Below are 26876 nucleotides of genomic sequence, written 5' to 3'. Positions count from 1 at the left end.
CGATGGCCAGAGAACTGCTCGTGGCAACCGCATGGGGCACCCTTCAGCATGCATACGGGAGCGCTGAGGACACCCCGCCGTACCTGTGCCGGCTCCTGAACGAGGATCCCGAGGTGCAGGCCGAGGCGCTGGGAATGCTCGATATGTCAGTGCTGCACCAGGGCTCCCTGTACAGCTCCACCCCGCCCGCCGCACTCTTCGTCGCACGGATCCTGCCCCACCCCCACACTATGGCCGAGCACGAGAGCTTCTTCCCCTGGGACGACCGGAACCGGCCCCTGCGGGCCGCACTTCTCGACTGGCTCGGTCAGATCGCCGACTCGGCCTCCTACGGCGAGGGCCCCGGCAGCGATGGCGAGTACGGGGGTGAGTGCGACGGCGAGGACGAAGACGAGCTCGAAGCGATCCGCGCATGCCGGAACATCCGATCCGAGCTCTACGACGCGGTCGAACCGTTCCTCGAGGATCCGCATCCGGCCACCCGAGAGGCAGCCCTCGGAACGGTCACGCACCTTCTGAAGGCACCCGAACTCGCCGAGTTCGTCCCCCGCGCCGCCCACCGCCTGCGTCGCGTTCTTGCATCAGACGGCAGCCGCCGAGAACGCTCCTCCGCCGTTCTGGCCATGGGTGCCTGGGGCCAGGACACCGCTGGCCTTCTCGATGATCCTGACCCAGCCGTACGTGCCTGTGCCGCTCTGGCCACCGGATGCGCGCGCATGCCCCGCGCCACCGCCGTCCTGCTCGAAGCCCTGCACAACCCGGCCGAGGCAGATCACTGGTTCCCCGACCCCCTCCCTCAGATCGACGGCTGGCTCCGCTTCACCCTCCTGCAGGCCGCCCTTGACCGCGTCGAGGCCTTCGAGGACCTAGCCCCGGCGGCCATGGCCCTGATACCGCTCGCCAGCGACTACTCCGTCGACCGCGACTGGGGTCCGCTGCTGGTCAAAGCCTTCCCCGTCGGCCACAGCCCTGGCCTGCAACTGTCAGCCGCGCAACGAGAGCTCCTGCAGGCCCTCACCGCCAATGACAACTGCTGGGGAAACATGGGCAACAAAATCCGCTGGCTCAGGGAAGCCGGCCTGCCAGAGCAGCGCGACGCCATCCGAGCCCTGCTCTGATTGGCCGACCTCACTTTGGACCGGAGTTCCGGCAGTGTCGAAGGCGCCGCACACCGCATCAAGAAGATCAAGAGGCAGCTCTACGGGCGGTCCGGGTCCGAGCTCCTAAGCAAGATGATCCTGCTTCAGTGACCCTCGGCACCCGACATCGGAGGGATCTTGAGGACCCGAATTCCGGTGCCCCGACAAGATCCCACCCTCACGGCTCTGCCGCAGACCCCGGCGTGCCTTCGCGCACGTTGCGGGGCTCTCAGTAGGTGTGTCCTGTGTGTGCGAGAGCCTGCTTCAGCAGTACGCCGTGGCCGCCGGGCATCTCGTCGTGCACGGCCAGGTCGGCGGCCTCCTGGGGACTGAACCAGACCAGGTTCAGCGCGTCCTGCCGGGGCCGGCAGTCACCGGCCACTGGCACGACGTAGGCCAGCGACACCGCGTGCTGGCGGGGGTCGTGATAGGCGGTGATGCCGGCGGTGGGGAAGTACTCGGCGACGGTGAAGGGCTGGAGGGATGCGGGGACACGGGGCAGAGCCACCGGCCCGAGGTCCTTCTCCAAATGGCGCAACAGCGCGTCACGGACCCGCTCGTGGTGCAGGACGCGTCCGGACACAAGGGTCCGGCTGACCGTTCCGTCCGGACCCATGCGCAGCAGCAGCCCGATACCGGTGACTTCGCCGCTATCGTCCACCCGCACTGGAACCGCTGTCACGTACAGGATCGGCATCTGGGTTCTGGCCACTTCAAGCTCATCCGTGGTCAGCCAGCCGGGCGTGGTTTCGGTCATGTCAGACATTGCTTGATCGTACTTTCCAGGTGCCGTAGCCGCAGGACCCACGGGCCGGTTCACACGGGCAGGTTCCCATTCCGGGTGCAGCTCGGGTCGATGTCGGGAGGATCTACGCGATGGAACGGGTGATCGTGAGGGGCGATGTCGGGTCGCGAGGCGTCCTGAGCTTCAGCAGGGCCACGGCGGGGACGCCGACGCCTCCGGAGCCCTGTCCGCCCAGGCTCGGAGGCGTGGAGCACCGGGCAGTTCGGGTACAGCCACATACTCGTACCCGCGCCCGCACCCGTACCAATACCCGTACCCGTACCCGGTGAGCCGTGACCCTGGAGCGGAGACGGGTGGGCTGCCCCCAAGGGAGCAGCCCCACCGTTTCGTGTCTGTTCGTCAGTCTTCGTGCCGGAGCCGTACGTCCCGCTCGGTGCGCCCGGCGCCCGCGACCTGCAGGACCGTCGCCACCGGCGGATAGCCGGCCCCGATGACCGTGTACTCGCCCGACGGCAGGTCGATGAACCGGAAGGTCCCGTCCGAACCGGTGGTCAGGGTGTCCACCACGTTGCCGGCCGCGTCGAGCAGGGTCACCCGGGCATCCTCGACCGGCCTTCCTGAGCCGGCGCGCACCGTGCCGCGCAGGACCGCGCCGCCTGCGAGCTCCACGTCCTGGCGGGTCTCGCGGGAGGCCTGCACGCTTACCGGCAGTGCGGCCGGCCGGAACGCCGGGGCGCTCGCGGCGAGGGTGTACTCGCCCGCCACCAGCTTGGACATGACGTACGTGCCCTCCCGGCCGGTCCGGGTGGAGGAGACCACCTCGCCCCGGACGTCGGTGAGGGTGACGGCCGCGTCGGGGACCGGGGTGCCGTCGGCCGTGACGACCGTACCGGCCAGCCGCCCGGCGCCGCCGAGCACCACGTCCAGCTCGACCGGCTGCTCTCCCACGGTCACACTGACTGCCTGCGGTTGATGACCGCCGGCCGCCGCGATCAGGACGTACGAACCGGGGCCGCGCACGCTCAGCGCGTAGCGTCCGTCGGCTCCGCTGGCGCCCCGGCCGACTTGATGGCCGCTCACGTCGATCAGGGTCAGGGCAGCGCTGGGGACCGTGCTGCCGTCGGGGTGCTGGACGGTTCCGCAGACCGGCAGTTCGCCCGGCCGGGAGGCGTCGGTCGAGTTCCGGGCGGCGGGGACCTCGCCGGGGAGCGACTGCGGGAGGGCCTCGGAGACCGAGTCGGCTGCGGGGGCGTTGTGGGACACCAGCGGTTTCTCCTTGAGGAAGCATGCGATGAGCAGGCCGAGGGCGAGCACCGGCACGAGGTAGAGGAAGATCCGCGGCATCGCCTCGGCGTAGGCCGCGATGTACGCGTCCCTGACGGCCGGAGGCAGGGAGTGCACCAGCTGCGGGGTGATGGAAGAGGAGGCCGGGAGCCCGGTGCCGACGGGCAGCCGGTCGGAGAGGGCGTCGGACAGCCGGCCGGCGAAGACGGTGCCGAAGACGGCGGCGCCGATGCTGCCGCCCATCTGCCGGAAGTAGTTGTTGGCGCTGGTGGCGGTGCCGAGGTCGGTGGGCCGCACCGAGTTCTGTACGGCGAGGACCAGCACCGGCAGCACCAGCCCGATGCCGACGCCGAGGACGGCCATCCACATGCTGTACGCGAGCTGGGTGGTGCCGGTCTCCAGCCGGGACAGCAGCCACATGCCGAAGGTGGACAGCGCCCCGCCGAGGACCGGGTAGACCTTGTAGCGGCCGGTCCTGGTGATCAGCTGGCCGGAGACGATGGAAGCGACGACGACCCCGCCCATCATCGGCAGCATCAGCAGCCCGGACTCGGTGGCGGTGGCGCCCTCGACCATCTGGAGGTAGGTCGGCAGATAACTGGCGGCGCCGAACAGCGCGATGCCGACGACAGCCCCGACCAGGGCGGTGACCGTGAAGACCGGGTCGCGGAACAGCCTCAGCGGGATGATGGGTTCGGCCGCGCGGTGCTCGGCGACCACGAAGAGCAGGGACGTTCCGGCAGCGCCGACGGCGAGCCCCAGGATCATCCGCGAGCCCCATGCGTACTCGGTGCCGCCCCAGCTGGTCAGCAGTACCAGGCAGGTCGAGGCCGCAGCGAGGAGTACGGCGCCGATCACGTCGAGCCGGGGCCGGACCGTGGGCTTGGGGAGCTTCAGCACGACGGCGATGACGGCCATGGTGATCAGCCCGAACGGGACGTTGATGTAGAAGCACCAGCGCCACGAAGCGTGGTCGGTGAAGAACCCGCCGAGCAATGGTCCGGCGACGGACGCGAGGCCGAAGGCTGCGCCGATCAGCCCCATGAAGCGGCCGCGCTGCCGGGGCGGCACGATGTCCGCAATGATCGCCTGCACACCGATCATGAGCCCGCCGGCGCCGATGCCCTGGACCGCGCGGAAAGCGATGAGCTCGTTCATGGTGCGCGACCAGCCGGCCAGCGCGGAACCGATGATGAAGACCACGATGGCGAACTGGAAGACGCTCTTGCGGCCGAAGAGGTCGCCCAGCTTGCCGTAGAGCGGCAGGCCGATGGTGGAGGTGAGCAGATAGGCCGTGATGGCCCACGACATCCGGTCCAGGCCATGGAGTTCCCCGACGATCTTCGGCAGCGCCGTGGCGACGATCATCTGTTCCAGCGCGGCGAGCAGCAGCGCCAGCATCAGCCCGAAGAACACCAGCCGGACACGGCGTGGGCTGAACTCCACTGGTACCGGACCTACTTCGGCGGTGCGCGGCGGCGGCCCGCTCGCGACGTCCCGGCCGGCCGGCTCGGGACGGCTCCTCTTCTCGAAGTGGACCGGACCCGGCCGCGGGGCGGCCTGCTCGTCCGTCACCAGAGTGATACCGCCCACGTACTGCTCCCCTCGTTGCCCCAGGCAATCGCACCTGCGGCCCTTTTCTCGCATTCGGCAACAACAGGAGCAAACGCGCGGATTGACGCCCCGGACCTGCCCGACGGGCATAAGAGCCGGTGAGAGGGGGTGCCGTGAACAATCGCCCGGTACGGAGAACCACCCGAACCGGTGAGGGCCCACACCGGCCCGTGACCGGGCCCTCGCGACCCGATCCCGGCCAACCGGCCACGCACCGGACACTCGCGCCGGACCCGCTGCCGCCACGACAGAGAGGAAGACGACGCCGCTGTCGAAGTTGGTGGAAGGAACACACCTGTTCCGCATGGGCATTGAGGACGAGGACTGCGTCATCGAGACGGCGAACCCGGCAGCCTTTCGGTCTTGGCGCCAGGCGGTTTCGTTGGTACCCCATCCGTGGAACTACAGATGGGGTACTTCGGCAGAGGCGTCAAGGGGGAGTGGTTCCGATGGCTGTCGGCTATGCGTCAACCGCGGTGCTGGCCGCGCTGATCACGGTGTTCTGCCTGGTGCGCATCCGCGGGCCGAAGCCGCTCTTCTTCTTCAGCTACCGGCTCGGTCTGGTCTTCAGCGAGATACCGCACATCGTCCTCTACGCGCTGACGGCCTCGACGGTGCTGGCCTTCGTGGAGGGCGACATTGCCACGGTTGCCGACTGGGCGGCGGTGGCTCTGGCTGCCCTTGCGGCCGTCGGTCTCGTGGTGGTCGCCCGCCGCGGGATACGGACGGCGCCGGTGGTCAGGCGGGCCCTGGACGAGGCGCTCGGCGCCGGAACCGCCACGCGCCGCAGGCCGCCCCTGGCGCGCATCTTGCTCAGGCCCGTGTTCCGCCGCCGCGGCGACGTCAAGCGGGTGGGCAACCTCGTTTACGGGGACGCGGGCCGCCGCAACCTCCTCGACGTCTACCATCACCGCTCGCGCCCCGAGGGCGGCCCCGTACTGATCCACTTCCATGGCGGCCACTACGACCAAGGCCGTAAGAACACCCAGTCACTGCCCCTGCTCTACCGGCTCGCGAGCCAGGGCTGGGTCTGCATCAGCGCCAACTACCGTCTGAGGCCGGCCTTCTCCCACCCGGACCATCTGATCGACTCGAAGAAGGTCATCGCCTGGGCCCGCGAGCACGCCAAGACGTACGGCGCGGACCCCGCGGCGGGCGTGTTCGTGTCGGGAAGTTCCGCGGGTGGGCACATGGCGGCGCTCGCCGCCCTCAGCCCCAACCAACCCGCCTATCAGCCCGGGTTCGAAGAGGCGGACACCTCGGTGACCGCCGCCATCGTTTTCAACGGCTATCTCGGGACGTACTTCGACGGGGATCCGGCGACCTCACCGGTGAACCTCGCCCGGGCGGACGCGCCACCGTTCCTCATCGCGCACGGCGACCTGGACGAGCTGGTGGAGACCGAGAACCCCAAGGCCCTCGTCACGGCCCTGCGCTCCGTCTCCACCTCACCGGTCGTGTACGTCGAACTCCCGGGCGGCCACCACGCCTTCGACCTCTTCCACTCCTTCCGTTTCGAGGCGCTCATCGACGGCATCGAGGAGTTCGCCGCGTGGGTACGGGCCGGGAGGACGGCGACCTAGGACCTGCCCGGCGGCGGATCATGGCCGGGGCCGCGACGTCTGGCGCGGCGCCTCGCCGCGTTGCCGAAACGTCCCGACAGCGTTCTCGCGGATACCGCGGGGGTCCGGGCGGAGAAGGACACGGCCGGCGACGTCGAGTCGACTGGCTGGTGTCCGTCGACTCGACGATCGTGCGAGCCCACCAGCACGCCATGGAGGGCTTCCGAGGGTGCTTCGGAGCGGTCACCATGGAGGTCCGTCGGCGATCCGAGGGGTGGGGATGAGCGAGGGTGGGGACGTTCTGGACGGGCAGTCGGAGCAGGTCGGACCCGCGCCGTGGCTGGCGCTGGCCTGTCTGGGCGGGTTGATTCTGGCCTACGTCGTGCTGACGAACTTCACCGGGGAGTTGCGGACGGCGTTGTGGGGCGAGCCCGGGACCGTGACCGCAACCGACTGCCGGACGTACGACAACACCGTGGCCAGTGCGGGTACGTCGAGGTTCTGCTCGGGTGCCTTCACCCCGGACGACGGCGGCTCGTCGTTCGTCGTCCCCGTCGACGGCGACCTCGATTCGCAACCGGTCCGTGCGTGGCTGGTGGACGGTACGTCCGGCACCGCGTACGTCTCACCAACGGTGTGGGCCGGGGTGCTCCCGGTGGGGCTGTCGCTCCTCCTGGGCGGTCTCCCGGCGGCGGTGACGGTGAAGCACGTGCGCCGCGTCCTCGTACAGCGCTCTAGAGAGCCCCTTCAAGGATCAGACCCAGAGCCGAGTGCGTGATCGACGACGAGCACGACGGGTACAGCGAGCACTTCACCGGGCTCAACATCGACAAGCCTGGCCTCTGGCTGGGGGAGCGGCCTGCGGCCGAGGGCCCGGCTCCCTCCGCGCGCTTTGTAGCGGCACTGGCCTGCGACCAGTCGTCCGCCATCTACGCCGCACTGCCCGCCAGGTAGCAAGCTCATCCGCCAACTGAAGCGCCCGGTCACTGTTCCGTCTCACCGAACTTTGATCTTCTACAAGCCCATGACCTCGTCCTGGGCAGCGGCGATCTCTTCCTCGGTGGACTCCATGACGTCCACATCCTCCAAGCGCGCCAGCAGGTCTACGAGGGCCTGCTTCTGAGCCGGGTGCGTGATCGGTACGGCATTGAGGTCGGTGCTCATCAGCCAGTCGAACAGCACGATCGCGTCGGGACGCCACATGCGGAGGTCTACGGTCGGCTTGGACCCCCAGGGGAAACCAATTTCCATCCGGGCATCATCCCAGATCGACGACGTGCGGATCGGCCGGGCCCTCTTGTCACGGCCAGTCGGGCCCCGAAGGGCGGCACCGGTCCGGCTGGCGCGTTCCCCGATGACACCACCTGCCGGCATCAAGGTTCGATGACAAGCGCTCAATGTTCGATGACACAGGGCAATCGCCACGCGTGTGGGTTAGCACTGTAGTTGGCCCGGATGGACAACTCCGATGCACAGATTCGGCCCGACGGTGACGCCGAGCGCAAGCTGGCCCGCTTGCTCGTGTCGAGCAGTGGAACGGTGCCTCGACCGTGGGCCCCGCTGCGGCGTCAAGGACTTAGCGCAGCAGAGGAGCACCGGGTGCCTGCCCGTCGGAGATTTCGATCAACCGGTCGAAGACTGTCTGACCCTCGCTGGTGCGCCCCGCCAGCGCCGGGTATCAGCTGCTGAGGTCGAGCATGCCCCACGCGGTGAACGGCTCGGCCTGGACGTAGATCCTGCTTCCTCGGCCGAGGGCCCGTCGGCGGCCCGGGGCGGTGCCATCGGGCAGGGTGAGCAGGCCGACGTCTGTTGGCTCGACCGATGTTTCGGTGAGTTTGCCGTGAGCGAGTCGGTCCTGCTCCTCGCCGTAGCCGCCGTAGAAGGCCACCTGATCTCTGTGAACAGCCACTGCCTTGGCGCCCCGCACCTGGTTCGTCCAGACCCTCACAGGCTGTTCGGGTCGGTTGGTGCGTATCTCAGCGAGCGGGAAGTCCGTGTAGGTGCACGCCCAGGCGGTGGTCCCCGACACGTTCAGGGCATAGCAGTCGAAGAGACCGGGGATGTCGGCACCATCCGACGTCCAAATGGGGTGGCCCGTAGTGCTCCAGCGGTGGATGCCGGACGGGTTCTCATCGAAGTGCCCGACCCAGATGAGGCCGGCCTCGTCCACGAGCAGGTGCTCGATTGCGTCTCCGACGGAGAAGGACGAGGTCTCCCGGCCCAGCGCGTCGAAGACCTGGACCTGGTTCCCGTCCTCGTACCGACGGGCGCGAGAGGCAGCGACGAGGAATCCGCCGTCGGGCAGGCGGTCCAGGCGCGGCCAGCGGGCCCGCACCGCGCTCAGCTCGGTGAGTTCGACGTCGCCGCCCGGATCAACGGACACGACCAGGGCATCGAAGGGCAGGACATCGCCGCCGGGTTGCGGAGCGTGTTCGGCGAGCAGCCAGTGGGCGACACCGAATACGTCGACGTTACTGGTCAGGACGTGGCGGTCGTGGTGCGCTCGGGGGAGATGAGCGTAGGGAGTGAGGGCGGTCTTCTGCACGGGCGGCCTCTCCTGGGCGGGCGGTCACGGCCATCGGGCGCTGCGATGAGCGGCGGGCGGCGGCGCGCGAGCGGGGCGCCTAGACGACATGGCCCTTTTCTGGTCGTCATGAGGTGATCATCGTCGACGTCGGACCTCGTGACAGACCCTTTCGCCCGCGCCGCCCCCTTCGACTGCGGATCGACGCGGCTGGCCGGCTTGTTGATGGCCCGTTCGACGCTGTTGCGCTTCTTGTAGCGGTCCTCGTCGAATCCCGGTGGTCGGCCGCCCTGTGCGCCTCTTCGCAGGCGGGCGGCCCGGCTGTCGGCCTTCTCCGGCATCGTGTGCGAGATGCCCCGGCGTCGCAGGTACTCCCTGCACGGCCGGTTGCTGTAGGCCTTGTCAGCGGCGACGCTGTCCGGCTTGTTGCGGGGCCTGCCCGGCCCGAGACGGGGAACGCGGATCTTCTCCAGCACCGGTCGGAACTGGGGGCTGTCACTCCGCTGGCCGGCGGTGATGAGCAGGGACAGCGGGCGGCAGCGACCGTCGGCGCTTAGGTGGATTTTGCTGGTGAAGCCGCCCCCGCGAGCGGCCCAGTCCCTCACTTGCTGCACCACCTCCGGCCACAACGACCATGACCCATCGGCAGGAACGGTCAGAGCCGTTTCCCGCTCGGCATCCGACAAGTCACCACGCTGATCCCGCCCCATACCCAGACCAACGAGCCAGGGGTGAGTCAGTCACATGATCGGCCGGGCAGGACCCGGCGGCTCGTCGGCGGGACATGACGATCTAGGGTGTGCCCGTGAAGCCCTTCCCACCAGTACAGATGCCGCCGAACGAACTCCGGCCCAGCCGTCGCTGGTACGCCACAGCGGGCGCGGTCGCCTTCGTGCTGATCGTGATGGGCGTGGCCATCGGTGTCTTCCGGTTCAACAACGCGATCGATGCGGTGGACACCGACCATCGGTTCGCCAACGGCGACATCGTCACCCTCCGGCTCGATCCGGGGAGTGAGACGACCATCTGGATCAGGGACGAGGAACTCGGCCCGTCCGCCAACCCGAAGTGCAGCATCACAGGGCCGGACGAACCCAGTCTCACCTATCCGGGAGTCGACGTGTTCCTCTCCCGGGAGGAGACCTGGAATCCGCTGTACGCCATCGACGTGCCACGAACGGGCGACTATCAGATCACCTGTTCGTCCCACGCGTCCTCCACGTACGCCATCGGGGACTCCGGAGGCCTTTTCGCGCTTGCGGGCTGGCTGATACTGGCCGTCTCCCTCCCCATCCTCGGAATCACCATCGGCGCGGTCATCGCCCTCGTCACCGCCTTCCGCCGCCGCCGCCATCGCAAGCAGCTGCTCGCCGAGCGCCACGACTCCGGTGGGGCAACCCCGCGCACGAGGCCGGGCCCCGGTACCCGGCCCACAGTGAATGCCACCTTGTGCCCCGAAAACGCTGACCCCACCACGTAGCACACGACTCACATCTGCCGTGACCTGGCCAAAGATCCGCCGGGCAGGCCCTAGTGCTGTGACCGCAGACGTTCACCGGCTATGGTGTCGGGGGCTCGGTTGGGCCTGAGTACTCTCGGCTCGTGGAACGTGGCGAGCAGTATGTGAGGTATCAGCAGGATCGGACCGTGCTGGCATCGATCGGGGCTCATCTTGATCCCCAGGTCAGTCGGGTCAGCGTGCGGTTGCCTCGGTCCGTGGCTGAGTCGGCAGTCGCTGCCTGGGATCGCGAGGAACCGGGTCGGATCGGCGAGGAGAGCCGCGAAGAGTACGAACTGCGTGACGATGCCGCCGAGCTGGCTTTCATCGGCCTGGCGATCTCCTCGCGCGGCGTGTGGGACGGCGAGGAGGTCGTCATCGACCTGGACGTCGTCCAGATCGCGGCGGCGTTGCAGGCCGCGCGGTAGATCAGGCTGCAGCAGCGGGGGACGGATCGCCCTCACCGCGTGAGCGGCATCTGTTCGGAGCGGTCCGGCCGGCCGGTCACCCTCGTGATCTGTGAGAGTGACCGGGTTCCGGCAGGTGGGTCCGTGGCTGCGCCCTCTGGTGTCAGGGCCTTGTCGTCGGTACTTCCGGTGCGAGTGAGTTGCCCGCGGGGATCCGGCCGCAGTCGGACGGGGGCGTCTTGCCCGCGAACCTGTCGCCCAGCCAGCTCAGGGCGGCGGGTGCCCACGGAACGGCGGCGCCGACATGGCTGAGCAGCTCGTACTGCTGGTACTTGATCGCGGTGTTGCCCTTGTCGCAGTACTGCCGGACCAGCGCGCGCACGTCTCCGGCAACCATGACCCCGTCACCCGTTCCGATGCCCGGGAGGTTGCTCAGGGTGCCCTCCAGGAAGCCTCCGTTGCCCTGGACGATGAACCCGGGAGCGCTGGGTGTGGCGGCCGAGCCGAGGTTGAGCTTGTTGACCGCCTCGACGAAGGGAGGAACCGAGTTCGGGTTCGCGTACTCCGGCTTCACCATCTTCTTCCAGGTCAGTCCCGGGTACTGGCCCAGCGCGTTGATGATCGACCCGTGTTCGAGCTCCTTGAACACCCGTCGACCGTAGTCGTTGAGGTAGGGCGCGAAGTCGATGTCGTAGGAACGCGCGGCCCCGATGACGGCCATGGGTGCGACGCCGGCCCAGATGGAACTGCCGCTGACGTACTTGAGGTTGTGCGCCGGATCGACGAGCAGACCGCCTTCCGCGTATCCGACCAGCCTTCTGTCCACGTCCGGCGCGTAGCCCGGCGCGAGTGCGGCCGCCCAGTGGGTGGCGATGGCTCCGCCCGAGTAGCCGGCCAGACCGATGCGGGTGTTGGAGTTCAGGCCCGTCTGCGGGGACTGGCTCGCGGCCCGGATCGAGTCCAGCGTGTTCGTTCCGTACTCCGGGCCGGCCGCGAAGTCGGCGTTCTGGCCCTCACTGTCCGGGATGATCACGTTGTAGCCCGAGAGCAGGAGCGGCACCAGAAGGAGGGACTCGCCGTTCGCGATCAGGCCGCCGAGCGAGACGTCGCCCGCGATGGCCCGGGAGGGGGAGTCCGCGGGGTTGAGGGAGTCGTAGAACGACTGGTACGAAACGGCCTTGCTGCCGTCTCCGTTGGGGCTGCGCACGATCGACGTGACCCCGGCGGACGGGCGGCCCTGCGCGTCGACGGTGCGGAACAGCAGCTGGATCGCCGTGACCGGAGTCGGGATGCCGAGGACGTGGTACTTCAGCGTCCGCGTTTTGAGCACGGCGCCCGGTGCGTACGAGGACAAGGGCGTGCTGCCGTCGTAGGTGTAGAAGGAGTCGCCCGCTGCGACCGTCGACGAGTCGGACGGAGCGGCCGCGGCCGCCGGAACAGCGGTGACGGCCAGAGCGGTGGCAACTGCGGCTGCCAGCTTCCCCATGGCGATGCGGTGCATGGTTCCCTCGGATTCGTCTCGTGGATCACCGGGCCAGGCGTGCGTTACCAGTGGTAACAGCGCTGTAAGTTACCAGCAGGTAAAAGGCTTGAACAGGCCTGTGGCACGGCTCTGCGCAACGCTTGCGGGATGTGCCGGTGAAGCCGTGTATGGCCGGACTGGGCGTGCACTCCGTAGGATGTAATCCATGAATCAAGTGAATGACCCTTACTGCTTGCGTGAAGGTGTGCCCTCCGTCGATGTCTTCCGCCGTCTGCGTGCCGATGCCGGTCTGTCGGACAAAGCCCCCGAGGCGGTCGCCCTCGGCCTGCCCAACACGTGGTACGGCGTCGTCCTCCACCACGAGGGCGAGCCCATCGGCATGGGGCGAATCATCGGTGACGGCGGTACCGCGTTCCAGATCGTCGACATCTGCGTGAACCCCGCCCACCAGGGACGCGGCCTCGGCAAGCGCATCATGACCGCGCTCACCGAGGAGTTGGAGCGTCGGGCACCCGCCACCGCCTATGTCTCGCTGATTGCGGACGGGCCCGCGCGCTTCCTCTATGAGAAGTTCGGCTTTGCCGATACCGCTGGGCATGACTCGATCGGCATGTACCGCTTGATGCAAGGGAGTTGATCATCCTGCTCTGAGCGCTGATCCGCCGGACGGGCCCCGGTTGGTCAGCCAGCGGGGTGGCCGCCGCCCACTCGCGATCGGCCCGGGCGTCCCGTACGTGGGCGGGCGGCGATCGGTGCGCTGATGCCGCTGGAGCCGCAGAATGCCGTGCGGGCGAGGTCCGTGATGAGGGGCCGGCCTGGCTTGAGGGCGGGCTGCGGGACGGTCACGCAGATCGGGGTGGCACACTCATCCGTGCTTCCCCCGTGGGGACGCGGAGGGGCCCGAGGGTGCGTGGCCCGGGGGAGTCGTACCTCCACTCGATCGAGTCAAAATCCGATGCAACCCACCCGTCCGCCTCGGCCCGCGGCCTAGCGTCAGGCCTGGATCAACCAGGTCGGCAGTGCTTGAGGGATGGCGCTGCTGAGGCTGCACTCGGACGAAGGGACCGGACTGCGATGGCGACAGCACTGGACGCGACGGCTGCACCGGAACTGGCAGTGCTGCGGGCGCTGGAGCGAGCGGGAAACCGGATGTTCCCGCGCTCCGAGCGGGCCAGACTCAAGGGTGTCCCGGCATGGGAGATCTACATCCACCTGCCGGCGGACCCCAGTCGCCTGGACGACCTGCTCACCGGTGCCTGGGATCTCCCCGCGGTAGCAGGATTTTCGGAAGGTCTCATCTCTGCTCTGGACGCCTACACCCGAACTCTGCTGGCCTCCGGCCATGCCTTCGACCGAGACGATCTGCACCGAGTCCTGGCGCGCCTCTGATAGCGCTCGTCGGGCCGGTTGCCTATGAGACGTCGGACTGGTCGAGACCCCTTCTTCGCGATGCTCGGCGCCTCCTCGCGAGCACCCGTGGGGTGCCCGCGCAGGCAGGCGGCCTTCTGGGACGAGCCTCCCGGAAGGCCGCCCGTGCTAGTGATCGTCTTCGCACGGGTGGTGTCCCCACTGGAGGGAACCGTGGGTGCGGTCGACCACGATCTCCCCGTGGTTGAGGGCGTACGGGGTCGCTGCCATGTCCGGATCGGCCTTGTCTCGGCCTGGTGCCAAAGCCGTTCGACCGACGGAGGGTCTTCTCGATACCGGTCGATACCGGTCGCTTGGCAGATGCCACACCCCAGTCGCAGAGCCACAGTGACAGCATCCGGGAGCTGGCCGAGCCGGTCGGCAAGAGCCCCACTGGCGTCCACAACGCCTTCCGCCTGGCCAAGGTGCCCGAACACCGTCTGACGATGGCCGTTGTCGACCGGCTGCTCTTCGAGCTCTTGGACACGTTGCTGCGTGATGTCGGCGTCTGCGCAGGCCGCGCAGTTCCCGACGGCGTACGGGCACGGTCGCGCGGCCGGTGAAAAACGCCCCCCGGGCACGCGCAGGGACCCGCCCGCGCCCCGGCGAGAGTTGGGCGGCGCTATCCGGCTATCCCGCAGGCGGCGCTGCGGTCGTCTTGCGGAGAACGCCTATCTTGTCGATGCGGTGCTCGGGATTGCCCTGGGCGTCGCTCCAGAAGTTGCCTTCGGCATGGTCTTCCGGGGTGGCGCAGGTCGAGATCGTGATCATGGCCTGGGTCGGGGCCACACCCGGCATTCCGGGGACCGCGGCGCGCTGCTCGCTGAGCGAGCGTTCGGACCGGAAGGACGTCTTGCGGCTCGCGATGATCTCGTACGTGTACACCACATCGCCGACGGTCACGAGCACCGAGTCGCCCTTCGCCACGGCGGGCAGGGCGCGCAGCGGGCCGCCCGCCGACAGGCGGTGCGCGGTGACCAGGAAGTTGCCCGCCTGGCCGGGCCCGACTCCGCCACGCTTCCCGTACGGGCTGGCCGCCAGACCCTTGTCCTGGATACGGGTGCCGGGCGCATCGTCGGTGGTGCCCTCGTACGGCATCACGCGCAGGCCGATGATGCCCACCGAGGGTATGGACAGGACGGAGGCCAAGGTCTGCACGGAGGCAACCGGCGGCGCGGAGGGCCGCGCGGCGGTGGCGGCGGCCGGCGCCGAAGCGGGTGCCGAAGCGGGTGCCGCTACCGTCGTCGGCGGTGCGGGAGCCGCCGCGCCGGCGGCAGCCTGAGTGGTGCTGCAGGCCGCCAGCAGGACGACCATGGCGCCGGCCGCCGCGGCGGATGCGGCTCGGGACGGGAACTGCAGGGGCATGGGCGTTTCCGTACTGGTCGGCGGGGCCGGCAGGGTCGGCGCGGTCGTCGGGGCAGGGGCGCGAGCCGGTTTGCCCGCCAGAGTGGCATACGGAGCAAGAGGTTCATAAGGGCTGGCCCTGTGACCTTCGCCCTCCCGGGGACGGGGCGGGGCGGGGCGGGGCGGGGCGGGGCGGAGCGGAGCGGGGCGCGGTGTGGACGGGGCAGGACGTGGTGACGGTGGTCAGGACGTGGTTGCCGTGAGGACGCCGATCTTGTCGATGCGGTGTTCGGGGTTGTTCTGCGCGTCCCGCCAGTGATTGCCTGCAGCATCGTCCTCGGGCGTGAGACAGGTGGTCACGGTGATCATCGCGCGGGTAGGGGCGGCGCCGGGGAAGCCGGGGACGGCGGCGCGCTGTGCGGCCATGGAGGACTGGGAGCGGAAGGAGGTCGTCCGGGTCGTGGTGATCGTGTACTCGTACGTGACGCCGCCGGAGGTCACGACGACGGACGCGCCCGTCGGCAGGGACGGCAGCGCCCGCAGCGGCCCGCCCGCCACGATGCGGTGTCCAGTGACGATGTAGTTGCCCACATCGCCGGGGCCGACGCCACCGGCGGGACCGTGCGGGCTGGCGGCCATGCCCCGGTCCTGGATTCGAGTGCCCGGCGAGTCGTCGGGGCTTCCGCGGTACGGCACGACGGGCAGCCCGGACACACCGATGGCCGGAATCGACAGTACGGCCGACTGCGGGAGTGGCACCGCGGCCGGCCCGGTCGCCGCCGCGGGCGTGCCGGGCGTCGTCAGGAGGAGGGCGAGGGCGGCGCTGGTGACCACCGCCGACACGGCATGGGACCCAAGGAAGGCGCGCTGGGGCATGGCGGTATCCCTGATCGGCCGGGCCGCCGCGGGGTCGAACAGGCCCGGTTGGCCCTTCCAGAGTCGCATTACGGGCCGGGTGCGGCAGGGTGACGCCCGACAGCGGAAGCCAGGAGGCGCAACAGGCCGGTTCCCACGGGCGGAACCGTGTCCCCGGAGATCATCATGGAGCCGCGGTCGCAGACCCCCCGAGGCCAGACGTCCGTATCACCACGGGGACCTGCGGGCGGCACTGATCGAGGCCACTTTCGAGGTCCTCGCCGAGTCCGGCCAGGCGGGCTTCTCGGTGGCCAAGGTCGCCAAGCGGCTCGGAGTGAGCTCCGGCGTCTGACGCGGAGCCGCCCGGTCCCGTTGTTCGACCCATCGGGCCACGAGACGGGCGCCCGGTGCGCCCATCGTGGGTGACTACCGGCCGGCTGGACCGGGCCCGCAGGGTGCCCGGTGGGCCCGGGACGCCGGCCGGCTGTCAGGTGCGGATTTCCTTGGCGACGAAGCGTCCTTCTCCGAGCGCGAAGACGAAGGTGACCTGCTGGTCGACGGAGAGGCCCCTGTACCCGCCTTCGAGGTCGGCTTCCTCGAAGTAGAGCGGTTCCTTGTGGCCCAGGGGGATGAGGAAGCCGTAGCCGGCCTGGCGGTTGTAGTGCTGGATGAACCCGGTGCAGCGCTGGGTCACAGTTCACCGTCTTTCACAGGGTCCAGAACGCCACCGGGCGTGGGCCGCGGGGATGTACCGCGTTCCGTGCCGGATCTGTGCGGACGGGCTGCGGCCCGCCGCGCCGCCGGCCCGGTGTGCGGCTGGTAGCGGGGAGCGGCGAGGGAGGGCACGTGTCGGGGCGGGGCCCAGGGGCGGGAATCCGTCCTGCCACGATGCTGTCCAGCAGGAAGTGAATCGTTTCCCCTTCTGGTATCGCCGCACCGTCTGCCCGATACACCCCAAACCATCCAGGGGAGTGGTCGGGCATCGCTACGGGCCCTGCGCGTAGCCCGGTCCGGTCCGTGAAGCCCGCACCGGCGGACGTATCCGCGGCGGCTCTCCGCCCCTCTTCGGTGGTTCAGTGCTGGGTGAGGTTGTTGGGGCGTTGGCGCAGGGTCTGCGAGGGCGTCTGGGCGTAGTGCTGCTTGTAGAGCGTGGCGAAGCGTCCGGGATGGGTGAAGCCCCAGTGGGTGGCGACTTCGGTGACGGTGGCGGGCGGTTCGGTGTTCAGGAGCTCCGCGTGGGCCGCTTTGAGGCGGAGATGGCGCAGGTAGGCGAGTGGTGTGGTGCCGCGGTGTTCACGGAAAGCGTTCTGCAGGGCTCGGGGGCCGACTCCGGCGATGGCGGCGAGCTCGGCGATGGTGAACGGGTGCGCGGGATCGGCCTCCATCGCGGTGATGGCCCGGGTCAGGGTGCGGGGGCTGAGCCGGGCGGTGGGGGCGTGTAGTTCCTCGCTGTACTGGTGGCGTGCTCCGTACAGCAGGGCCGTGACGATGGCGTCCCAGAGGCGGTCGGCGACGGGGCCTGGGTGCAGGAGTCCGGTGGGGCCGGTGAGTTCGGCCTCCAGGAGGGTCATCAGGTGTTCGGGGACCAGGCCTCGGCCGGCCCCGGCGTTGGCGGTGTTGTCGGTACGCAGGGGTTTGACGGGGTGTTCCAAGAGGCCGGCCAGGGTGCTTTCGAGGGCGGCCGGGTCGATGCCCAGGACGCAGAAGGTCGTGCCGGGGGCGTGGTGGATGGTGGTGTGCGCGTGGGGGCGTAGCAGGTACGGGCTGTCGTGGCAGGGGGCGGCGATGGCCTCTTGTCCGTGCTGGTGCAGGGAGAGCATGCCCTGGTGGGCGATGCCGGTGTAGTAGAGGCCGAGTGCTGAGGTGCCGAGGTTCAGGTCGCATGACATCTCGACGCGGGCGAGGTGTCCCGGGCCGGTGTCCAGTTCGCGGACGTCGATGTGGACCGGTTCGTGCCGTTCGAATCGCAGGGTCATGTTCTGGTGACCGAAGACCTGGTGCATCAGATCCTCGGCCTGATCGGGCCCGTCCGCCGTCAGGTGCCGGGGGGAGGGCGGGCCTGCGTCGGCATCGGCCGCGGGTGGGCCGGCGGGCAGGTTGTACGGATGCACGGTTGCTGGTCCTCGCTGCTCGGTTGCCGCCGGGCGCCGGCCGGTGGGGTTCAGCTGATCCGATCCTGCGGGCGCATGCGCGGGCGAGCAAGGGCACCCGGCAGGCGGGTGTACGTGCGGGTGGTACGCGCCTGCCGCCGGGTGGCGAGGCAGGACCTGACGAGGCAGGGCCCGACGAGGCTGGGTCCGCTACTCCGCGTGGTCGGTGACTGACGGTAATGATGTTGCCGTTCCACCTGGTGCGCAGAGTGTCCTGCGGGCTGCGTTCCATGGACAGGCTGTGACCCAGGGGCTCTCTGCGGGAGGCGGACGGCCCGTACGGTTGGGACGTAAGGCCCAAATGAGGTACTTGTCTGCTTTTTGGGTTGAATTGCCATGCGGTGGCCTCGGGGTGCGCCGATGGGCAGCACACCTGGAGGGAGCCGTCGTGTCCGTGCGCTGCATGTCCGTGACCGCCACCAGCACCGTCGCAGTCCTCTGCGTCACCGCGGTGGGAGGGGTCGCCCCGCCGGCTTCCGCGGTCAAGCCGGCGGCCGCCGCGCATCAGCGGGATGCGGCCTCGCACTCCATCGAGGTGATCTGTGCTGGTGGCACGAGGGCCGCAGGCGTCCCCATGCTTTCGCGCCACCCTGGTCAGGGTTCCCGGCCCCCAGGCCACTCCCGCCTTCACCACCCCCGCCTCCACCACCCCGACGGTGGGCGGACACCCCGTGGCACCGGCCGTATGGCCGAGGTGCGCGCCGGCCGGAACTGACCGGTGTCGGGCTCAGCCCGCCTTCTCACGCCCACCACCGGCGCCCTGCCTTTCGTTCCCCCGGGCGTCGCGGACAGCAAGGACCCCCGTTGAATTCGCACCACACCCCGCCCACCCGCCGACGACTCATTCGCCCCGTGGCCATGGTGAATGCCGCCGCTGTCACCGGATCATGTCTCCTCCAGGCCCGTACACCTGGCCGCGACGATGAGCCGCGTCGGTCCCGGGGGCGCGTGGCCAGGACCGTCCGCACGGCCTACGGCAGGCACGTGGGGCACCGACCTCTCAAGAGCGGAGCAGCGGCCACCGAACAGGGCCGCCTGGTCCTGACTCCCGCGGACTTCCGTGGTCTGCGCGCCCCGGCTGCGGGGACGGCACTCTTGGCAGGGGCGCCGCTGTGATCCGCAACGGCCTGGCCCAAGGTTCCGGTGCCAATACCTCCTCCCCTCGGCAGCCGCCGCGCCTGACAAGCGCGCCTACCGCGCACTCGCCGTGCCAGTCGAGAAGATGGCGCCATGCGACGGTTCCCGCTCCGAGCCCGGCTCTGGATGTCCTCTCGGTGAGCGGTGCCTCGCGGGGCCTGGACCCGAGGATGTTCGACGACACCGTCGCGGCGGTCGCCCTGCTGGCGGGCCCCCATCACCAGCTCCTGTACACCAACGCCGCCTGCACCAGGATGCTCGGTGCCCGGCGTCTGGGTGCGCCGGCCCGGGAGGCGTTCGCCGAGCCGGACGCGGCCCATTTCCTCACCGTCCTGGACGAGGTCCGCGCCACCGGGCGCCCCCGTCAGCTCACCGACTCCCGCGAGCCCGACCCCGGGGCCCCCGACCAGGCCCGGCACTTCGTCTACTCCTGCAGCCCCGTCACCACTCCCGCAGGTCCGGGGATCCTCGTCGTCACGATGGACACCACCGCCGAGACCCGCGCCCTGCAGCGCTACGAGGCGCTGGTGTCGGCCGTCACGCAGATGGTGTGGGTGATGCATCCGGACGGCGCCATGGACGAGATCGTCTCCGGCTGGGAGCAACTGACCGGCACACCGTGGCACCCCCGTGCTGACGAGAGCTGGTACGAGCGCATCCACCCCCGCGACCGCGAAGGCCTGCTCCGCGCTTGGCAGAGCGCCGCCGAGGAGGGAACCCCGAGCGTCTTCCAGGCCTCCTTCCGCGTACGGACAGCCGACGGCTCCTACCGGCACATGAGCACGCGGGGCGTCCCCGTCATGCGCGAGGGGCGGGTCGCCGAGTGGATCGCGGCGACCGCCGACATCGAGGCCACCTGGGGTGCCCGGCTGCGCGAACGCCTCCTCGCGCAGGTGGCAGCCGTCTCGGGAGCCAGCCTCGACGAGGCGTTCGCCGAGGTCGTCAACGTCGTCGTCCCCGAACTGGCCGATGCCTGCCTGATCCTGCTGCTGTCCCACGACCAGTGGCCGCTGCCCGACCACGCCCGCGTCACCGCCCGCCGGGTGGCTTCCGCGACCCGTCCGGGACTGCCCGCGCCGCCTGCCCTGCGCAACCAGCAGGTCGTGGTCTCCCCGGCCATCCGCGAAGTCCTCGATCAGCGCACCCCCCGCACCCTCCGCTTCCCCGCCGGCGGCCCCATTCCGGCGGGCCTGGTTCCGGCGGTCACCGAGCGATGGCTCGCCGCGGCCGGCGCGACCAGCCTGACCCTCATCCCCCTGATCGTCGACGACATCGTCCTCGGTTACGCCGCCACCAGCAGCAACGGCGACACCCCCGTGCCCGGCCCCGCCGAGACCGACCTGCTGCGCGAACTCCTCCACCACGCCCACCGGCCCATCCGAAAGGCCCTCGACCTCCAGCGTGCCCGCCGCACCGCCCTGAGCCTCCAGCGCGCCCACCTCACCGAGCCGCCGCCGGTGCGCGGCGCGGATCTCGCGGCTTGCTACCAGCCGGCCAGCTGCGTGAACGAGATCGGCGGGGACTGGTATGACGCCTTCACCCTCCCCGACGACACCCTTGTCCTGGACGTCGGCGACGTCGCCGGCCACGACATCGACGCGGCCACCGCCATGGGCCAGATGCGCAGCATGCTCCGCGCCCTGGCCTACACACAGGCAGCGGACCACGGCCCCGCGCACGTCCTGGCCCGCCTCGACGAGGTCGCCGAAGGCCTCGAAGCCGCCCCCCTCACCACCGCCATCCACGCCCACCTGCGCCGCCGCCCCGGAGGACAGTGGTCGATGACCTGGTCCAACGCCGGCCACCCGCCCCCGTTGCTGATCCCCGCCCACGGAGACCCCGCCTTCCTCACCGGCACCGGCGAAGACCCGCCCCTGTGCGTCGACCCAAAGGTCCCCCGCACCACCCACACCCACGACCTGACCCCGGGCGACACCCTCCTGCTGTACACCGACGGCCTCGTCGAAACCCCCACCGCCCCCCTCACCGACGGCCAGAACCGGCTCGCCCACGCGGCCTCCCGGCACCGCGACGAACCACTGGCCGCACTGCTGCGCCGGCTCCAAGAGGTCTCCGACCACCGCGACGACACGGCCATGATCGCCTTCCGCGTCCACGCGCTTCCGTAGCCCGACGGAATGAATGAATGCCGGTGCGCGGGTCTCTGAAATACGCGCACCTATCAACTCTTGGATTTCCCGAGAATCCCGTTCGGAGGGGCAAGGTCTTTTCCGGCATGCCGGGGGCCGCGGGAATTCTCGGGAGTCGGGATCGAAATCGACTGTGCAGGATAGCGCTCATGCCAAGTGGGCCGCGGCAGATGCCGGGTCACGCAAGGAGGTTCCGCATGCGCAAGGCTTGCGCCATATCAGCCATATCCGTCGCCGCCGGCCGCCACCTTCTCCGTCAACGCCAACAAGCCGGTGCCCTTGCCGACCTCGTCCCCGTCCGACAAGGCGGAGGCCCCTATCGTGTCGGTCACCTCCTCCCCGAAGGAAGCGGCGGGGTACAAGGCCGGTGAGAGGGGCGCGGTGGGGATACCGGCCGGGGTGAAGCTGTCGGAGTCGTCCCCAAATCACACGTCAGACGCGGTGCGCGCGCGAATGCGGTGCGCGGTCCGCAGTCCCTGCTTGGCGGCGGTTGCCACGAGGCCGCCGAGGGTGGTTCTGGCGAGGTCGTGGGCGGCGAGGTGCTCCAGTGCCGGCAGGGCCCGGTCGTCGGCGGTGGAGCCGAGAGCGCGGCAGGCCAGTGCTCGGAGGTCCGGGTCGGGATCGGCGGTGAGGGCGATCAGGTCGTGCACCACTGGCGGGCCGAAGGCAGCGATCGCTGAGGCGAGATGACTGGCCTTCGGGTTCCGGCGTTCCATCATGGCCTGCCAGAGCGCAGCGAGTGCCCGGTCGCCGCCGATTTGGCCGAGCGCCAGGGCGGCCCTGCTGCGTACCCAGCGGGTCTCGTCGTTCAGGCGGGCTGTCAGGGCGGGTACGGCGGTGTGTTCCTCAAGGAGGCCGAGCGCCTCGCAGGCACCCTCGCGGACCATCGGATCGGGATGCTCCAGCAGGGCTGTGATCAGCGGAACGGCCCGGCGGAAGCCGAGTTCGGCACAGGCGAGCGCCGACCACCGCACCCCGCGGTGCCCGGTGTCGGCGAGCGCGCGCAGAAGGCCCGGTTCGACGCTCGCGTCGCCGAACAGGGCGATCCGGTTGAGTGCCTTGGTCCAGACGGTGACATCCTGCGTCCGGTGGTCGGAGGCGACCTCGGACAGGGTCGCCCGGGCCTGCGGATGGTCGAGCTCGGCCCACTCCAGCAGGGCGTCGATCGCCCGCAGCCGGATCGTGCGGTTCCTGCTCAAGTCGGCGGCGTGGACGGTGACGAGGGATGTCGGCCCGTCCGGTGGGTGGCCGAGTGCGTCCCCGAGCGGGCCGGCGAGCGGCGGTTCGAGCTCGCCCAACCACAGGGCCAACGGGCCGATTCGGGTGCCGACGTCCGCGTCGTAGTGGCCGTCGCCCCGCAGGTTCGCGGCCAGCTTGGCGACCGTACGGAACAGCAGCCATGCGCGGTCCGATGGGGAATCAGCGAGGGCGTCGAATCGGCCGGACATCGCCGCGGTGACGGCGGTCGGCGGGCGACCGGTGGCCTCCAGGACCGCCTCCGCCCAGGCGAGCGGCTCGCCCTGGCGCTCGTAGAGCTGGCGACCCCACAGGCAGATGACGGCGTCACGGTGGTCGGTCATCTCAGGATCGTTCCAGCAGGGAACACCGATAGCCAACGGGTTTTCCTCGCGGTCGGGCGGGGTGCCAGATCATCTCGGCTTTACTCCGGCAGCTTTTTGTCACGAGCACCATCAACGGTCAGCGTCCTCCCGGGGCGTACTCCTGGATCATCAACACGTAGACCCAGCGCAGGCTGAGGCAAACTCCGGGGGAAGACGTGGAAGGTCTCGTCGAGGTCGTGCCCGGCCGCCGCCGCGTCGCACGCTTTGACCTCGGTCTGGAACAATCCGAAGTCTCTCCGCATCGGCTGAGTGAACTCCGTCGAGCACGAAGTGTGGACTCAATGCCGAACTTGTCCGGGCGATCATGGACGCGGACCGGCTGGCATGATGCCCAGGTGAGCATCATCGTGAAGTTCTTCGCCGCGCCGGACGACACGTCAGCGAGCCTGGCCCTCCAGACCGGGCCGGGGCGGGCATTCGAGTCGCTCTCCTTCGGTAACTTCGATTCCGAAGAGGCCGTCGTCGAGTGGGAGTGCCTTCTGGCCGGCGGCAGCTTCGAAGAACTCGTCGAGGCTGGTGAGCCTCGCATCGTGGCCGGCCAGGACACCGGCGGATGCGTCGTCTTCGCCATCTCGCCTCGTCTGTCCACTGCGCTCGCGGACGCCACGCACTCCCGGTTGAGTGACGTCGCCGCCTCGTGGACTCAGCTGCGTGCGGAGGACGGCGAGGTGATCGACGCTGAGATCGCCGACGCGATCGTGGGTGATCTGGCTGCTCTCGTCAGCAGCGCCAGGCGCCAGAACCACAGCGTCTACTGCTGGGTCGCGTAGGAGCGCGCGTTCGGAGCCGGATCGCGATGGCCGCGGCGGTGGCGAGGAAGACGTAGCCGCGCTTGTCGTATCGAGTCGCGACCGCTCGGGACTGTGTCAGGCGGTTGATCGCCCGCTCGAAGGTGTTGCGCTGCTTATAGCGGTCCTCGCCGAAGCCGGGCGGCCGTCCACCGCGTGAGCCTTTGCGCAGGTGGGCTACCTGACTGTCGGTCTTCCCCGGGATCGTGTGGCGGATTGCCCGCCGCCGCAGGTACTCGCGGACGCGGACGCGGCCGTTGCCGTAGGCCCTGTCGGCCGCAAGGCTGTCTGGCTTCTTGCGTGGTCGTCCCAGGCCCGGTCTGGGCATTCGGGTCTTATCCGGGACCGCCTTGAACTGGGTGCAGTTCGCTCACTGACCTGGAGTGACGACCAGAGACAGCGGACGGCAGCGGCCGTCCGCCCTCAGGTGGAGCTTGCCGGTGAACCCGCCCCGCGAGCGGCCCAGACCCTCACCTCCGGCACCACCTCCCCAGGCGGGCGACGGGACTCTGCCACGGCGTCTCGGCCTGGTGTTCCATCCTTGCGGCCCCCTTTGATTCCGGGGCCGAAGGGGGACGGTGCGGGCGCCGGCGGCATGCTGATGCTCACGGACGCCGGTGGAGCGTTCACAGACGGTCTTCCACGGCTCCATGCCCTCGACGAGCTGCAGCCCCCCGCCATGCCTCAACAGTCGGCGCCGTGATCGGCCGGACAAGTCCTAGCCGGCCCTGTACGCCAAGGCCCGGGCATCGGGTGGCGCCCGGACGAGGTGAGCGGCCGGTACTGCCCCAGCCTGGGGACGGGGAATCAGGTCTGCCGTGCCCGTCAGTGTTCCCTCAGCAGGCGACCCGCGCCCGTGATCCGGTCGTCGAAACCGTGCTCGCGCAGTGCGTGCCAAAGCGTCGCCGCGTTGATGGCGACGACGGGTTTGCCTAGCTCGGATTCGAGGGTGTCGGCCTGGGAGACGAAAGAGAGGTTCGTTCCGACCTGCACGATCGCCTCGACGGAGGGGTCGTCCAGTTCGCTGACCATCTCCAAGATGCGTTGCGGTCCCACCCGGGCGATGTCCATGGCGGTCGAGCAGCGCAGTCCCGATACGGCCGCCACGTCGAAACCGGCTTCCGTGAAGAAGCGGTGCACCTCGCGGTCGGCGATCGGCTGGTAGGGGGAGAACACCGCGATGCGCCGGCATCCCAGCGTACGAAGGGCGGCGCGGCAGGAAGTGGCGCCGGTCGTGACCGGCAGGCCGGTGCGTTCGCGCAGGCGGCGTTCGAAATCGGCATTGCCGGCGACCCCGCCCCAGAACGTTTCCGCGGACATCCCCATGACCATCCGGTCCGGCTCCGCGGTCAGGACGTCGCGAACCGCGACGTCGATGGAGGCTCTGATCTGGAGGAGGAGGGCCTCGAAGTCGCGGTCGTTGTCCATGGCCGGGTGCGGGATGTGCATGGACCCGGCCCGGAAGGCGATGCCGGGGACCCGTGCGCCCCAGTAGTCGTGCTCCACCACGGTGTTCGTACTCGGCACGATGACCCCGAATACGGCCCGTGGTCCCACGGCGTTGGTCATTCGGATACTCCAGTCCGCAGGCTCGTTCCGTTCTGTGAAACAGTGTTCCGCAAACCTAGAGCGGCGTCACCCGACCGTCAACCGCTGCCAGGCGTCGCCGGGTTCTGGCTGCGCGGGGCGTCGAGCGGACCCGCTCGTCGCGCAATTCCTTGAGGTATCTCTGGGCGTCGACCTGGATGGTGTGGCGGCTGGACGTGACGTACCGCCGTGCCGTGCGGGCGTGGTAGTCGGTGATCTCGCGATGCATCAGGCCGTACGAGGGCAGGACGCAGCGGCCTTGGAGCAGGTCGGCCACCCAGTGGGACTGTGCTTCCGCCAGGGGCATGATCGCGCCGAGCGGCTGGACGAGGCCGATGAAGTACAGGCCGCGGTGGTCGGGGGAGACGACCCGGCGGTAGAGGTTCACCGCGTTGTCGGCCGGGTCGATCAGCTCCTTCGGCAGGAAGGGGAACTCGATGTCGTAGCCCGTGCAGTAGACGATGGCGTCGATCTCCTCCCGGCTGCCGTCCTCGAAGACGGCGTGCCCCTCGTCGAGCGCTTCGACCATCGGCGTGACGGTGATGTCGCCGTGACCCAGGCGCGAGAGGAGGTCGTCGGAGATGGTGGGGTGGGCGCCGAGTACCCCGTGGCGCGGCTCGGGCAAGCCGTAGTCGGACAGCCGGCCGCGGCTGAGCCGCAGGAGCAGATCCAGGCCGCGGGCTTGAACTGCCAGGGGCGCCCGGGCGAGCCACGACCCGGTGAGGTGGTCCGTAGGGGTTCCGAAGAGGTACTTGGGCAGGATGTGCGCGCCGCGGCGCATCGCCAGGAAGGTGCGGGCGGAGGCGCGGGAGGTCTCGACGGCGATGTCGCACGCCGAATTGCCGATGCCCAGGACCAGGACCCGTGCGCCGGCGAAGGGTTCGGGCGTGCGGTAGTGGTGCGAGTGGGTCTGGGTGCCGGTGAAGGTGCCCGTTCCGGGCAGCTCCGGTCGCGGCATGCGGGGCTTCCAGTGGTGGCCGTTGGCGACGAGGACGGCATCGTAGACGCGGCTGGTGGTGACGCCGTCATCGCGTCCGCGGGCCGTGACGGCCCACCGGCCGTCGGGGGTCCCGGCGACGTCCGTCACCTCGGTGCGGAACGCGATCGAAGGCCGCAGGCCGAAGTGGTCGACGAACGCGTCGAAGTAGCGGGCGATGTGGAAGTGGCTCGGGTAGACCGGATAGGCGTCCGACATGGGGAAGCAGGCGTACTCCATCACCTGGCGGGACGTGTTGATGTGCAGGGACCGGTAGGCCGAGGACATGCCGTTGTCGTTCTGGTAACGCCAGTTGCCGCCGACCTCGGAGCCGCTCTCGTAGCAGTCGTAGGGGATGCCCCGCTCGGTGAGCACCTGGCAGGCGGCTATGCCGGACGAGCCGGCCCCGATCACACAGACACGTTCCATCGGACCTCCGCTGCGACCACCCGCTGTGACCACCCGGTCATGTGACCGGGTGGTCACAGGCTGCTGGCCGGTCCGCGCATTGTCAACCAGCTTGCACGAGAGCTCAGTTGGCGAATGGATTCGCCGCCGCTGGTGCTGCCGGATTCATTGACACGGGTCCAGGTGCCACTCACTA

23 protein-coding genes and 1 pseudogene are annotated in these 26876 nt (G+C 69.6%); 11 read left to right on the top strand and 13 right to left on the bottom strand.

All coding sequences use genetic code 11. From position 1 onward, the window contains the following. Nucleotides 1-2 precede the first annotated feature (2 nt). Nucleotides 3-1118 (top strand): HEAT repeat domain-containing protein, encoded by a 1116-nt coding sequence (locus OG276_RS40545; RefSeq protein WP_266914842.1) that lies wholly within the window; start codon nt 3-5, stop codon nt 1116-1118. Between the two features lie 250 nt (nt 1119-1368). Here OG276_RS40545 and OG276_RS40540 read toward each other — a convergent pair whose 3' ends face one another. Both OG276_RS40540 and OG276_RS40535 read right to left on the bottom strand, forming a co-directional pair. Beyond that, nucleotides 1369-1896, bottom strand: coding sequence for an NUDIX hydrolase family protein (locus tag OG276_RS40540; RefSeq protein WP_266914920.1), 528 nt, complete (start codon nt 1894-1896; stop codon nt 1369-1371). A 387-nt stretch (nt 1897-2283) separates the two neighbouring features. Further along, nucleotides 2284-4761 carry an MFS transporter gene (locus OG276_RS40535; protein WP_266914840.1) on the bottom strand — a complete coding sequence of 826 codons (2478 nt, stop codon included), beginning with the start codon at nt 4759-4761 and terminating at the stop codon, nt 2284-2286. Nucleotides 4762-5231: 470 nt separating this feature from the next. Between OG276_RS40535 and OG276_RS40530 the strand changes: the two genes are divergently transcribed. The 3 genes from OG276_RS40530 (at nt 5232) to OG276_RS40520 (ending at nt 7298) form a co-directional block, all read left to right on the top strand. Beyond that, entirely contained in the window at nt 5232-6365 is a 1134-nt protein-coding gene (locus tag OG276_RS40530; protein ID WP_266914838.1) for an alpha/beta hydrolase, read from the top strand. Nucleotides 6366-6624: 259 nt separating this feature from the next. Further along, nucleotides 6625-7122: a hypothetical protein gene (locus tag OG276_RS40525; RefSeq protein WP_266914836.1), complete on the top strand. Its 498-nt coding sequence runs from the start codon at nt 6625-6627 to the stop codon at nt 7120-7122. Continuing rightward, complete coding sequence (locus OG276_RS40520) at nt 7119-7298, top strand: hypothetical protein (RefSeq protein WP_266914834.1); 180 nt, start codon at nt 7119-7121, stop codon at nt 7296-7298. The genes OG276_RS40525 and OG276_RS40520 overlap by 4 nt, the downstream gene beginning before the upstream one ends. Nucleotides 7299-7358: 60 nt before the next feature. Here OG276_RS40520 and OG276_RS40515 read toward each other — a convergent pair whose 3' ends face one another. From OG276_RS40515 to OG276_RS40505, 3 genes and pseudogenes are all read right to left on the bottom strand, one after another. Continuing rightward, on the bottom strand, nt 7359-7595 hold the full coding sequence (locus OG276_RS40515; protein ID WP_266914832.1) for a hypothetical protein: 237 nt from the start codon (nt 7593-7595) through the stop codon (nt 7359-7361). A 427-nt stretch (nt 7596-8022) separates the two neighbouring features. After that, nucleotides 8023-8889, bottom strand: coding sequence for a hypothetical protein (locus OG276_RS40510; protein WP_266914830.1), 867 nt, complete (start codon nt 8887-8889; stop codon nt 8023-8025). A 197-nt stretch (nt 8890-9086) separates the two neighbouring features. After that, nucleotides 9087-9449, bottom strand: a pseudogene (locus OG276_RS40505) (transposase); the annotation flags it as partial. Nucleotides 9450-9673: 224 nt separating this feature from the next. On the opposite strand from OG276_RS40505, the gene OG276_RS40500 reads away from it, so the two are divergent. Next, complete coding sequence (locus OG276_RS40500; protein ID WP_266914828.1) at nt 9674-10348, top strand: hypothetical protein; 675 nt, start codon at nt 9674-9676, stop codon at nt 10346-10348. 122 nt (nt 10349-10470) lie between these two features. Then, entirely contained in the window at nt 10471-10794 is a 324-nt protein-coding gene (locus tag OG276_RS40495) for a hypothetical protein (protein WP_266914826.1), read from the top strand. A 142-nt stretch (nt 10795-10936) separates the two neighbouring features. Here the strand turns inward: OG276_RS40495 and OG276_RS40490 are convergent, their stop codons facing one another. Then, nucleotides 10937-12274 carry a lipase family protein gene (locus OG276_RS40490; protein WP_266914824.1) on the bottom strand — a complete coding sequence of 446 codons (1338 nt, stop codon included), beginning with the start codon at nt 12272-12274 and terminating at the stop codon, nt 10937-10939. 187 nt (nt 12275-12461) lie between these two features. Here OG276_RS40490 and OG276_RS40485 point away from each other — a divergent pair, with 187 nt between their 5' ends. The 3 genes from OG276_RS40485 (at nt 12462) to OG276_RS40475 (ending at nt 14226) form a co-directional block, all read left to right on the top strand. After that, nucleotides 12462-12893: a GNAT family N-acetyltransferase gene (locus OG276_RS40485; protein WP_266914822.1), complete on the top strand. Its 432-nt coding sequence runs from the start codon at nt 12462-12464 to the stop codon at nt 12891-12893. 437 nt (nt 12894-13330) lie between these two features. Then, nucleotides 13331-13645: a hypothetical protein gene (locus OG276_RS40480; RefSeq protein WP_266914820.1), complete on the top strand. Its 315-nt coding sequence runs from the start codon at nt 13331-13333 to the stop codon at nt 13643-13645. A gap of 332 nt (nt 13646-13977) precedes the next feature. Continuing rightward, nucleotides 13978-14226: a hypothetical protein gene (locus OG276_RS40475; protein WP_266914818.1), complete on the top strand. Its 249-nt coding sequence runs from the start codon at nt 13978-13980 to the stop codon at nt 14224-14226. A 67-nt stretch (nt 14227-14293) separates the two neighbouring features. On the opposite strand, the gene OG276_RS40470 is transcribed toward OG276_RS40475, so the two are convergent. From OG276_RS40470 to OG276_RS40455, 4 genes are all read right to left on the bottom strand, one after another. After that, entirely contained in the window at nt 14294-15028 is a 735-nt protein-coding gene (locus OG276_RS40470; RefSeq protein WP_266914816.1) for a class E sortase, read from the bottom strand. Nucleotides 15029-15250: 222 nt separating this feature from the next. Beyond that, nucleotides 15251-15883, bottom strand: a complete 633-nt coding sequence (locus OG276_RS40465; RefSeq protein WP_266914814.1) for a sortase — start codon at nt 15881-15883, stop codon at nt 15251-15253. Between the two features lie 466 nt (nt 15884-16349). After that, nucleotides 16350-16556, bottom strand: a complete 207-nt coding sequence (locus OG276_RS40460; protein WP_266914812.1) for a cold shock domain-containing protein — start codon at nt 16554-16556, stop codon at nt 16350-16352. A gap of 379 nt (nt 16557-16935) precedes the next feature. Beyond that, on the bottom strand, nt 16936-17973 hold the full coding sequence (locus tag OG276_RS40455; RefSeq protein WP_266914810.1) for a helix-turn-helix transcriptional regulator: 1038 nt from the start codon (nt 17971-17973) through the stop codon (nt 16936-16938). A 1346-nt stretch (nt 17974-19319) separates the two neighbouring features. Between OG276_RS40455 and OG276_RS40450 the strand changes: the two genes are divergently transcribed. Next, nucleotides 19320-21278, top strand: a complete 1959-nt coding sequence (locus tag OG276_RS40450) for a SpoIIE family protein phosphatase (protein ID WP_266914808.1) — start codon at nt 19320-19322, stop codon at nt 21276-21278. Nucleotides 21279-21724: 446 nt separating this feature from the next. Here the strand turns inward: OG276_RS40450 and OG276_RS40445 are convergent, their stop codons facing one another. After that, nucleotides 21725-22879 (bottom strand): HEAT repeat domain-containing protein, encoded by a 1155-nt coding sequence (locus OG276_RS40445; RefSeq protein ID WP_266914806.1) that lies wholly within the window; start codon nt 22877-22879, stop codon nt 21725-21727. 377 nt (nt 22880-23256) lie between these two features. Between OG276_RS40445 and OG276_RS40440 the strand changes: the two genes are divergently transcribed. After that, nucleotides 23257-23691: a hypothetical protein gene (locus OG276_RS40440; RefSeq protein WP_266914804.1), complete on the top strand. Its 435-nt coding sequence runs from the start codon at nt 23257-23259 to the stop codon at nt 23689-23691. An 843-nt stretch (nt 23692-24534) separates the two neighbouring features. Here OG276_RS40440 and OG276_RS40435 read toward each other — a convergent pair. Both OG276_RS40435 and OG276_RS40430 read right to left on the bottom strand, forming a co-directional pair. Beyond that, nucleotides 24535-25278 (bottom strand): hypothetical protein, encoded by a 744-nt coding sequence (locus OG276_RS40435; protein ID WP_266914802.1) that lies wholly within the window; start codon nt 25276-25278, stop codon nt 24535-24537. A gap of 55 nt (nt 25279-25333) precedes the next feature. Then, entirely contained in the window at nt 25334-26701 is a 1368-nt protein-coding gene (locus tag OG276_RS40430) for an NAD(P)-binding domain-containing protein (RefSeq protein ID WP_266914800.1), read from the bottom strand. Nucleotides 26702-26876: the final 175 nt, after the last annotated feature.

The organism is Streptomyces sp. NBC_00086, assembly GCF_026343255.1.
In the GTDB taxonomy this organism is placed as follows: Bacteria; Actinomycetota; Actinomycetes; order Streptomycetales; family Streptomycetaceae; genus Streptomyces.
Note: the sequence above shows the minus strand (reverse complement) of the source record. Positions and strands in the feature narration are given on the sequence as shown.

Bases quoted from the DNA above. Each gene is read 5' to 3' on its own strand.
- OG276_RS40485 (WP_266914822.1), top strand. From the start codon at position 12,462: ATGAATCAAGTGAATGACCCTTACTGCTTGCGTGAAGGTGTGCCCTCC.
- OG276_RS40530 (WP_266914838.1), top strand. From the start codon at position 5,232: ATGGCTGTCGGCTATGCGTCAACCGCGGTGCTGGCCGCGCTGATCACG.
- OG276_RS40545 (WP_266914842.1), top strand. From the start codon at position 3: ATGGCCAGAGAACTGCTCGTGGCAACCGCATGGGGCACCCTTCAGCAT.
- OG276_RS40435 (WP_266914802.1), bottom strand. From the start codon at position 25,278: ATGACCAACGCCGTGGGACCACGGGCCGTATTCGGGGTCATCGTGCCG.
- OG276_RS40445 (WP_266914806.1), bottom strand. From the start codon at position 22,879: ATGACCGACCACCGTGACGCCGTCATCTGCCTGTGGGGTCGCCAGCTC.
- OG276_RS40450 (WP_266914808.1), top strand. From the start codon at position 19,320: ATGTTCGACGACACCGTCGCGGCGGTCGCCCTGCTGGCGGGCCCCCAT.
- OG276_RS40465 (WP_266914814.1), bottom strand. From the start codon at position 15,883: ATGCCCCAGCGCGCCTTCCTTGGGTCCCATGCCGTGTCGGCGGTGGTC.
- OG276_RS40540 (WP_266914920.1), bottom strand. From the start codon at position 1,896: ATGACCGAAACCACGCCCGGCTGGCTGACCACGGATGAGCTTGAAGTG.
- OG276_RS40430 (WP_266914800.1), bottom strand. From the start codon at position 26,701: ATGGAACGTGTCTGTGTGATCGGGGCCGGCTCGTCCGGCATAGCCGCC.
- OG276_RS40470 (WP_266914816.1), bottom strand. From the start codon at position 15,028: ATGCCCCTGCAGTTCCCGTCCCGAGCCGCATCCGCCGCGGCGGCCGGC.
- OG276_RS40525 (WP_266914836.1), top strand. From the start codon at position 6,625: ATGAGCGAGGGTGGGGACGTTCTGGACGGGCAGTCGGAGCAGGTCGGA.
- OG276_RS40480 (WP_266914820.1), top strand. From the start codon at position 13,331: ATGGCGACAGCACTGGACGCGACGGCTGCACCGGAACTGGCAGTGCTG.
- OG276_RS40515 (WP_266914832.1), bottom strand. From the start codon at position 7,595: ATGGAAATTGGTTTCCCCTGGGGGTCCAAGCCGACCGTAGACCTCCGC.
- OG276_RS40490 (WP_266914824.1), bottom strand. From the start codon at position 12,274: ATGCACCGCATCGCCATGGGGAAGCTGGCAGCCGCAGTTGCCACCGCT.